This is a genomic window from Synechococcus sp. R55.4 (genome assembly GCF_047461935.1).
Lineage (GTDB): Bacteria > Cyanobacteriota > Cyanobacteriia > Thermostichales > Thermostichaceae > Thermostichus.
The window spans coordinates 34,191-43,384 of the sequence record NZ_JANSIF010000023.1 but is presented as its reverse complement, the minus strand read 5'-3'; the positions used below and the strand labels follow the sequence as shown (position 1 = coordinate 43,384).

Below are 9,194 nucleotides of genomic sequence, written 5' to 3'. Positions count from 1 at the left end.
TGGTTGGAAACAAACAGAATGCTATCGCTGCATAGTTGAACAGTGATGTTCAGCAGTGTTCAGCGTAAATGTATCAGCAATTGGTAAGCTAGGGATCCCAATCCCTGAGGTCTTGCCCCTGTGACAGATCCCAATGCCATTCGGATCACCTTTTTGGGCACCAGCTCCGGCATGCCCACCCGCCAGCGCAATGTCTCCGGGGTGGCGGTGCAGTTTCCCCAGCGGTCGGAATGGTGGCTGTTCGATTGCGGCGAGGGCACCCAGCACCAGTTGCTGCGCCTAGATGAGCTGCGCCCCAGCCAGTTGCGCCGCATTTTTATCACCCACATGCACGGGGATCACATCTACGGCCTGCCGGGGCTGTTGGCCTCCTGTGGCTTGGGCAGCACCCCTGAGCACATCGATATCTACGGCCCGCCGGGCCTGGAAGAGTACCTGAAGGCCGTGTTGCGCTACAGCGAGACGCGCATCCCCTACGGCTTCCGCGTTCACACCGTCGAAACCGGTCTCATCCTGCAAGAGCCGGAATACTCCGTCTTCTGCGCGCCCTTGGATCACCGGGTGCCCGCCTTCGGCTACCGCGTGGTGGAACAGGATCGGCCAGGCAGCTTTAATGTGGCCAAAGCCCAAGCCGATGGGATCCCCTTTGGCCCTCTGTATGGGCAGCTCAAGGCCGGCCAATCCATCATCTGGCAGGGCCGCTGCTTTCACGGACGGGATTATGTCGGGGATCCCATTCCGGGCCGCAAATTTTCCTACTGCACCGACACCATTTTCTGCCGCAACGCCGTCGATCTCTCCCGGGCTGCCGACTTGGTGATCCACGAGGCCACTTACGCCCAGGCTGACTTAGAGCTGGCCCGCCGCTCCAAGCATTCCACCGCCGCCATGGCCGCCCAAGTGGCTGCCGAAGCCAAAGCTCAAGCCCTAATCCTCACCCACTTCAGCCCCCGCTACACCCCAGAAGCCCCCATTACCTTGGAAGACCTGCTGGCAGAAGCTCAGGCCATTTTTCCCAATACCCTGCTGGCCCGCGATCGGCTGACCTACGAGATCCCCCGTCGCAGCCCGTCCCCTCTGCCGGTGGGTGTGGGCTTGCCTCGCTAGAATGGTAGAACTGACTGTCTCAACCGGCAATGACGGATCCCAGACCCTACCCCGAACGCCCCCAATTTCCAGAGCGGCCCAAAACCGAACAACTGGATCAAAGTGCTGGCGAGTGGCGAACCTTCAGCGCTTTGCCCCCTGCCACTTCTCTGCCCCCGGTTCAAGCCGAGCGGCCAGCCCCGCAAACGGCTGCTGAGGGGGAAACCCTGCCGAAATTGGCTCCCTGGAGCAAACGAATTGGGGCCTTTGCCCTCGACTTTGGGCTGGGGCTGGGGATCTCCTACCTAGCCCAAGGCTTGGCTGCTCTGGTAGGGGCCAATGCAGGCGCCGTGGACATGACCGGCTATCTCGCCTTCTTCGCCACCTGGCTGGTGAACCGCGGCTATTTCCAATCCCGTCCTGAGGGCCAAAGCCTCGGCAAATGGCTGCTGAACATCAAAACCCTGGATCCCGAGACTGAAGCCTCGCCGCACCTGGTTCGTTCTCTGGCTCGAGAGGGGGTGCTCTCCCTCTTTGTGCTCACGGAGGCCCTGCTGGTGCCTCTGGCTGCGGATGGGCTGTTTGCCGTCTTCGACAAGGAAAAACGCCAAACCATTCACGACCGCGCCGGACGTACCCTAGTGGTGGAAGCGGAGCGGGGCTACCACCTGGATGAAAAAGTCTTGCGGTTTTTGCAGGACATCCTAGAGGGGGACGCTGCTGACGACGTCAAATCGGCTGCTCGCGACCTGCTGCGCCAAGCCCAGCGCAATGACGCCGTGCGGGATCTGTCCAAGCAGTTGCAGCGCCTGAGCAAAGATGTGGATCGCAACGCCCGTAGCCTACGGCAACAAACGGGCAAGCAAGTGAAAACTTGGGTTGATTCCGTCAAGGAAAAGTTGGATAATTGGTGATCGCGCTTATCGAGGTAAACCCCCATCTCCAGCCTCAGGATCTGGGATTGCAGTTTCCTCATTGCCGTTTACCTTCGTCTTGGGATCCGTCATGGCTAAAGCAAAGGGTGCCCGCATCATCATCACCCTGGAGTGCACCGAGTGCCGCACCAACGTCAACAAACGTTCTCCAGGTGTGAACCGCTACACCACCACCAAAAACCGCCGCAACACAACAGCCCGCTTAGAGCTGAAGAAATTCTGCCCCCACTGCAACCGCCACACCGTCCACAAAGAGATTAAGTAGTTCAAGCCGTTTCGCCGTTCTCCTGACCTATGGTTTACGCTCGCCGCCGCCTGTCTCCCATCAAGCCGGGAGAGCCCATTAGGTACACCGATGTGGAGCTGCTCAAGAAATTTGTTACCGAGCGTGGCAAGATCTTGCCCCGCCGCATCACCGGCCTGACTGCCAAACAACAGCGGGAGCTCACTGCCGCGATCAAACGAGCGCGCATCATGGGTCTTCTTTACTTTGTCAACAAAGAGGGATAGCTTTCTCCGGATCCCGATGGGCCTGCAGCTTTCGCCGGAACTCCAAGCCCGCTTGTCCCAGCCCCTCAATATCGGCGGGGTAAAAGTTTTGAGCCGCGTTTTTCAGGCGCCGCTGTCAGGGGTAACCGACCAAGTCTTTCGAGGGCTGGTGCGCCGTTTTGCCCCCCACAGCTTGGTTTACACGGAAATGGTCAGCGCGACCGGCTTGCGCTATGCCCGCCAGTTGCCCCGCATCATGGAGGTCGGCGAGGGGGAGCAGCCTATTGGCATCCAACTGTTTGATTGTCGGCCCGACTTTCTGGCGGAAGCAGCCCGCATGGCTGTGGACGAAGGGGCGACCTTGGTGGACATCAACATGGGCTGCCCGGTGAACAAGATTACCAAAAACGGCGGCGGCTCTTCTCTGCTTCGCGATCCCGACACGGCAGCGCGAATTGTGGAGGCGGTGGCCAACGCAGTGGAGGTGCCCGTAACCGTGAAAACGCGCCTGGGCTGGTCAGATCAGGAGATCAACATTTTGGATTTTGCCCACCGTCTGCAGGAGGCAGGGGCGCAACTGCTCACCCTGCATGCCCGAACACGCGCCCAAGGCTTCAACGGCAAAGCCCGCTGGGACTGGATCCGCCGCGTCAAACAGCACCTGCGCATTCCCGTCATCGCCAATGGGGATATTTTCTCGACAGCCGCAGCGGTGAAGTGTTTGGAGGAAACCGGAGCCGATGGGGTGATGTGCTCCCGCGGCACCATGGGCTATCCCTTTCTGGTGGGGGAAATCGATCACTTCCTGAAAACCGGTCAAGAAAGACCGGCCCCCACTCCCCTGGAGCGGATTCAAATGGCCTTAGAGCATCTGCGCGGTCTCTGGGAGTACAAGGGAGAACGTGGCATCCGTCAGGCCCGCAAGCACATGACTTGGTACATCAAAGACTTTGCCGGAGCCTCTCAATTCCGTGCTCTCCTCTGTCGCATTGAGACGGTGCAGGAAGGGGAAGCCCTGCTTCTTCAAGCCATGGAGCGCTGCCAAGAAGCCACACCTCGACCGGAAGAGGCCATTAAAACCACCGAGGAGGTCGACCTTCTCCCTGAAGCCGGTTGGGCGTAGCTCCAAGGATCCCCACAATTGGAAATTGCTTGGAAATCGCCGCACGTCTGCCTTGGCTGTAGCCTGTGGCCCCGAAAAAGGCTATTGCGCCTGCTGCTGGGACAGGGCTGCCACCAACTTTTCTCCCATTTCCTGGCAACCCACTAAAGTCATTCCCTCAGAGTAGAGGTCTGGGGTGCGGTACCCTTGCGCCAAAACGGCTTCTACCGCCTGTTCGATGCGGTCGGCAGCTTGCGGCTGATCCAGGGAGTAGCGGAGCATCAGGGCGCCGGAGAGCACCTGGGCAATGGGGTTGGCTTTGTCTTGTCCGGCAATGTCGGGAGCCGACCCATGTACCGGCTCGTATAGGCCGGGGCCAGAGGATCCCGGAGAGGCAGAGGGCAGCATACCAATAGAGCCGGTCAGCATGGCCGCTTCATCGGAGAGGATATCGCCGAAGAGATTGCCCGTGAGGATGACGTCGAACTGCTTGGGCCAGCGCACCAACTGCATGGCGGCATTGTCGATGTACAGGTGGGAAAGTTCCACCTCCGGGTACTCAGCCGCAATGACATTGACCCGCTCCCGCCACAGTTGCGACACCTCGAGAACGTTGGCTTTGTCCACCGAGCAGAGCTTGCGCCGGCGTTTGCGGGCCAGCTCAAAGGCAACTCGGGCAATCCGATCCACCTCAGCTTCGCTATAGACCATGGTGTTCACGCCGCGCCGGGATCCCTGGGCATCCGTGAAGATTCCCTTAGGTTGGCCGAAGTAAATGCCCCCCGTCAGCTCCCGCACTACCACCAGGTCGATCCCCGAGATCACCTCTGGCTTCAGGGAGGAAGCCCCCACCAGTTGAGGGAAGACTTTTACCGGGCGCAAGTTGGCAAACAGCCCCAGCCCCGCCCTCAAGCCCAACAAGGCCCGCTCCGGGCGTTTCTCAGGAGGCAGAGCGTCATACTTGAAGTCGCCGACAGCAGCCAGATAAACGGCATCGCTCTCTTGAGCCATTTTCAGGGTTTCTGCCGGCAAGGGATCCCCAGTCTGGTCGTAGGCAGCCCCGCCGATTAGGCCCTCTTGCCACTGGAGAGCAAATCCCATCTGCCGGGCAACTGCATCCAAAACGGCTCGTCCCACCCGCATGATTTCGGGGCCGATGCCATCTCCGGCAAGGGCTGTGATCCGATAGGTTCGAGCAGTTGAAGAAGAAGTGCTCATGAGCGGTCAAGCTGAAGATGAGGGCGTAGAGATACTACCATTTCGGCGGGCTGGCTCATCCCTTGGCACACAGGTTTGCAGACAACTCCTCTAAAAAGCTCTCCAAATAACAAAGTGCAGCCCGGCCACCAACCTGCTGCACTCTGATGGTGATTCTGATGGTGATGATGACGATCAACCCATCAAGCGGGAGTCCCAGATGTTCTTTTAGAACAAGCCCAAGGTGACCCACTTATCCAAGGGCAAGGTGGCACCTATGCCCAGGTAGAGGGTGACCAAGGTGCCGATCAGGAACACCGTTGTCGCCACTGGGCGGCGCAAGGGGTTTTGGAACTTGTTGACGTTTTCGATGAAGGGCACAAACAAGAGACCCACAGGAATGGCAGACATCAGAGCAATTCCCAACAGCTTGTTGGGAGCAATCCGCAGGATGTGGAAGGCGGGGTAGAGATACCATTCCGGCAGAATTTCCAGAGGCGTAGCAAAGGGATCCGCCGGCTCCCCTACACCTGCCGGATCCATAACCGACAGGCCGACAATCACCCCAATAGTGCCCAAGATCACCACCGGAAACATAAAGAGCAAGTCGTTGGGCCACGCAGGCTCGCCATAGGTCATGTGGCCCATGTTTTTCTTCAGCTTGGCTACAACTTTGGGATTGTCTAGGTCAACCTTGCGGGTAATGGCCTCGGTCGCTATCACCTGTTTTGAAACGGCCATGGGAGTTCTCCTTATCTAGGGACAAAAGTTCTGAAAAAGTGGCAGGTAAAGATCCCAGTTACCAGGAAAGTCAAAGGCGTCTGGGAGTCAAACCTTGCTCACAAAGGCCCAGAAATGCCTTGGCGGCGGATCATCAAAAAGTGCATGGTCATAAAGACTGCGGTCAGCCAGGGTAGCACGAAAGTGTGCAAGCTGTAGAAGCGAGTCAGGGTAGCTTGACCAACCGCTTCGCCACCCCGGATCAGTTGCACCAACAAGTCGCCCACCACCGGAATGGCACTGGGCACACCTGAGACGATCTTGACCGCCCAGTAGCCCACCTGATCCCAGGGCAGGGAGTAGCCGGTAACGCCAAAGGAGACGGTCAGCACCGCCAAGATCACGCCGGTTACCCAGGTCAGCTCACGGGGCTTTTTGAATCCCCCTGTCAGATAGACCCGGAAGGTGTGTAGGATCATCATCAGCACCATCATGGAGGCGCTCCAACGGTGGATGGAGCGCAACAGCCAGCCGAAGTTCACCTGGGTCATGATGTAGTTCACCGATTCAAAGGCCTCGGCCACCGTCGGACGATAGTAAAACGTCATGGCGAAGCCGGTGGCAAACTGAATTAAGAAGCACACCAGCGTCACCCCGCCGAGGCAGTAGAAGATGTTAACGTGAGGCGGAATGAATTTTCCCGTTGCGTCGTCGACGAAAGGCGTAATCTCCAGCCGCTCGTCCAACCAGTCGTAAACTTTGCTCATAATGTCTGCATTTTTTGAAGTTGGCTCTCGAGGGCGGGGCAAGCCCACTCTCCTCAGCAATGTAACACAATCTTTTAACACTATCCTGGCGCCGGGCTCAGCTTGGGAACCAAGATCTTGATTCCAGTAGGCCAGACGAGCTTTTGATATTGCGTTTTGTTCATGTTTCTTAATGTTTTTTGGGATCGATGGTTGTGCAGAAGCCGAGATACACAGGGATCCTTTGGAGAGGGTGGGGGATCCGCCTTGTCTTGCTTGGGTGTTTGCTCTGGGCGAGTTTGGCCATAGGCCCCTGTCCGGTGCAGGCCAGCCGTTGGGGAGAAGAGCAGCAACTGCTGGCGCAGGCTTGGGCCTACGTGGATCGGGCCTACGTGGATCCGGGGTTTAACGGGCAAAACTGGTGGCAGGTGCGGCAGCGGTTTCTCTCCCGGCCCCTGAAGGAGCGCAAGCAGACTTACCAGGCCATCGAGGAGATGTTGGCCACTCTGGGGGATCCCTTTACCCGCTTTCTGGACAGAGAGCACTACCTCAGCCTGCAGACCTCTACAGCCGGCGAGCTGAGTGGTGTCGGCTTGCAGATTGCCATCGACGAGCAAGGCGCTGTGCGGGTGATTGCCCCCATGGAGGGCACTCCTGCCGAGCAGGCCGGGATCCAACCTCAGGATGAGATTTTGGCGGTGGATCGGGTGCCGGTGGCGGGGTTGAGTCTGGACGAAGTGGCCGAGCGGATGCGGGGGCGCAGTGGCACGCCGGTTACCTTGAAGCTGAAGCGGCAGGATCGCATTTGGGAGGTGGAGCTGGTGCGCCAATCGATCACCATCAACCCCGTGCGCACCCGTTTTTTTGAGCTGCCTCAGGGATCGGTGGCCTACATTCGCCTCAGCCAGTTCAACGGCAATGCTGCCGCTCAAGTCCGCCAAGCCATTCGGGCCGCAGAAGCTCAAGGGGTGCGGGGCTACATTCTCGATTTGCGCAACAATCCGGGGGGACTCTTGCAGGCGGCCATTGAGATCGCCCGCTTCTGGATCCCCAAGGGCGACATTGTGCTGGTGACGGATCGCCACGGCATTCAGGACAGCATTCCCGCCACCGGCGAGGTGCTCACAGAGGCACCGCTGGTGGTCTTGGTGAACCAGGGCAGCGCCAGTGCTAGTGAAGTGTTGGCCGGGGCACTTCAGGACAGTGGGCGAGCTCAACTGGTGGGAACGCGCACCTTTGGCAAGGGTCTGATTCAATCCCTGCTGGAGCTGGCGGATGGATCGGGGCTGGCGGTGACCACGGCCAAGTACCTCACCCCCAGCGGCCACGACATTCATCGCCAGGGGATCCAGCCCGATGTGGTGGTGGCGGAGGGATCCCTTCCTCTGACGGCGGAAACCTTGGCCGGGCCGGAGGACATCCAGCTCCAGCGAGCCCTGGAGTTGTTGGGGCAGCTCCAAGGGATCCGGGTGGCCAAAAGCCCGTGAGGAAGGGGATCCCACGGTAGAACTCAATCGTTGGCATTCAGGATTTGGATTCCTGGTTGTTTTCGATTCGTTTTAGGATCGAAAGCAGGGTTTCCCGTCCAGCGCTGATCTCTGACTCTGTCCGCTCCCGCCCGCATGAACGCTATCCAGCAATTTCACCACTTTTTCAACTGCTGCATTGGAGCTTGGCGCACAGAGCGCACCTACCATTACCTAGACCGTGGCGAGGTGGAGCGCTCCCGCACCGAGTTCACCATTCGCACCCTCACCCCTGAGCTCAAGCACAAGGTGCTCGCCGACAACAACTACCCCAACCACAACGTGGATGGTTTTCTGGGCTTTCACTTGGCTTTTGAGACGGTTTCCGAAAAGGGTGAGGAGGCCGGGCAAGAGCTGAACATGCTGTTCGTCCCTCGGCAGGAAACCCCCTTGGGGCTGCAGGGAGACTACCTGCGGGATCGGGCCTATGAGGAAGATCGCCCGATGGTGGCGACTTTCCGGTTTGATCCCGGATCCCTGCAACTGGTGATGACCACCACCTACACTCGTGTGGTTGCCGTAGATACCATCACTCTACTGAATCCGCGCCTGCGCCTGCGGCAGATCCTCACCTACCAGCGTCCCCCTCAGGGTCGGCCTTTGCAGGAGCTGTTGCTGGTGGGGTTTGGGGTAGAACAGAAGCTGACGTGACCTACTCCCGCACTCATGCTGATGCATAGAGGACGGGGCTTCCCGGCGGTCTAGCTAACCTGCGGATCCTGAGCATGACGCTTCCCGAAGACTTGAGATTGTCTCAGCACTTGGCCCTGATCCAGTCGAGGTTCGAGCGAGGACAATATCGGCAGGCGCTAGAGCAGGTTAGGCAGGCCCAAAGCCGCTATCCGCAGTCGGGTAAGCTACGGCTCTGGCAGGCCCTGGCCCAAGAGGCCCTTGGCGAAACGCAGGAGGCCATCCTGTTGGTTCAAACCTTGCTGCGCAACCCAGATCCAGAAGTCGCCCAGCAGGCTCGCTATGTCTTGGGCATCTGGCAAGCCCCTCGTCTGCGACGTTCGGCGGAGTGGTTGAGCGAAATTCCCGATCTCAGCCGGCTGGAGGAAGCTGATCCCCCAGAGTACCGCTTGGCCTATGGGCGCTCCCAACGCAAAGGCCCTTCCCCAAGATCTGGGGATCCCCTCAGCCGCCGGGCAGCGGATCCCCCGTTGGACACTAAGCCCCTCATCTGGGTGTTGATCGGGATCCTCTCGACCCTGCTGGCCGTGATGGCTTGGCTGCCCTAGAGGCGGGTACAACCGTTCTGGAAGTGAGATCTACAACGATTCTCGTCGCTGCGAGGTTAAGGGGAGATACTGGGAATAGAGGAGACGCTAGGTCTAGCTCAGGGGAGCGGATCTGCGTCCTAGGGATCCCGACAGGCTCCTCGGCAATTGGGGCA

General features: G+C 59.1%; 11 protein-coding genes. 8 read left to right on the top strand and 3 right to left on the bottom strand.

What is annotated here, in order from left to right; translation table 11 throughout:
* Positions 1-138: 138 nt before the first annotated feature.
* From NW842_RS07160 to dusB, 5 genes are all read left to right on the top strand, one after another.
* A complete protein-coding gene (locus tag NW842_RS07160; protein ID WP_041437346.1) occupies positions 139-1,107 on the top strand; it encodes a ribonuclease Z in 969 nt (322 codons plus the stop codon).
* A 29-nt stretch (positions 1,108-1,136) separates the two neighbouring features.
* On the top strand, positions 1,137-2,000 hold the full coding sequence (locus tag NW842_RS07155; protein WP_414417760.1) for an RDD family protein: 864 nt from the start codon (positions 1,137-1,139) through the stop codon (positions 1,998-2,000).
* 91 nt (positions 2,001-2,091) lie between these two features.
* A complete protein-coding gene (gene rpmG, locus NW842_RS07150) occupies positions 2,092-2,286 on the top strand; it encodes a 50S ribosomal protein L33 (RefSeq protein ID WP_011433240.1) in 195 nt (64 codons plus the stop codon).
* Positions 2,287-2,315: 29 nt separating this feature from the next.
* Positions 2,316-2,531 carry a 30S ribosomal protein S18 gene (gene rpsR, locus NW842_RS07145; RefSeq protein WP_011433239.1) on the top strand — a complete coding sequence of 72 codons (216 nt, stop codon included), beginning with the start codon at positions 2,316-2,318 and terminating at the stop codon, positions 2,529-2,531.
* Between the two features lie 16 nt (positions 2,532-2,547).
* Positions 2,548-3,633: a tRNA dihydrouridine synthase DusB gene (gene dusB / locus NW842_RS07140; RefSeq protein WP_414417759.1), complete on the top strand. Its 1,086-nt coding sequence runs from the start codon at positions 2,548-2,550 to the stop codon at positions 3,631-3,633.
* An 81-nt stretch (positions 3,634-3,714) separates the two neighbouring features.
* On the opposite strand, the gene leuB is transcribed toward dusB, so the two are convergent.
* The 3 genes from leuB to petB all read right to left on the bottom strand — a co-directional run bounded on the left by leuB (position 3,715) and on the right by petB (position 6,296).
* On the bottom strand, positions 3,715-4,830 hold the full coding sequence (gene leuB / locus NW842_RS07135; protein ID WP_414417758.1) for a 3-isopropylmalate dehydrogenase: 1,116 nt from the start codon (positions 4,828-4,830) through the stop codon (positions 3,715-3,717).
* 207 nt (positions 4,831-5,037) lie between these two features.
* Positions 5,038-5,550, bottom strand: a complete 513-nt coding sequence (gene petD, locus NW842_RS07130; protein ID WP_011433236.1) for a cytochrome b6-f complex subunit IV — start codon at positions 5,548-5,550, stop codon at positions 5,038-5,040.
* A gap of 98 nt (positions 5,551-5,648) precedes the next feature.
* Positions 5,649-6,296, bottom strand: coding sequence for a cytochrome b6 (gene petB / locus NW842_RS07125; RefSeq protein ID WP_041436518.1), 648 nt, complete (start codon positions 6,294-6,296; stop codon positions 5,649-5,651).
* A gap of 188 nt (positions 6,297-6,484) precedes the next feature.
* Here petB and NW842_RS07120 point away from each other — a divergent pair, with 188 nt between their 5' ends.
* The 3 genes from NW842_RS07120 to NW842_RS07110 all read left to right on the top strand — a co-directional run bounded on the left by NW842_RS07120 (position 6,485) and on the right by NW842_RS07110 (position 9,039).
* A complete protein-coding gene (locus NW842_RS07120; protein ID WP_414417757.1) occupies positions 6,485-7,762 on the top strand; it encodes a S41 family peptidase in 1,278 nt (425 codons plus the stop codon).
* A 135-nt stretch (positions 7,763-7,897) separates the two neighbouring features.
* Positions 7,898-8,452 (top strand): phycobiliprotein lyase, encoded by a 555-nt coding sequence (locus NW842_RS07115; protein WP_414417756.1) that lies wholly within the window; start codon positions 7,898-7,900, stop codon positions 8,450-8,452.
* Between the two features lie 74 nt (positions 8,453-8,526).
* On the top strand, positions 8,527-9,039 hold the full coding sequence (locus NW842_RS07110; protein WP_414417755.1) for a tetratricopeptide repeat protein: 513 nt from the start codon (positions 8,527-8,529) through the stop codon (positions 9,037-9,039).
* Positions 9,040-9,194: the final 155 nt, after the last annotated feature.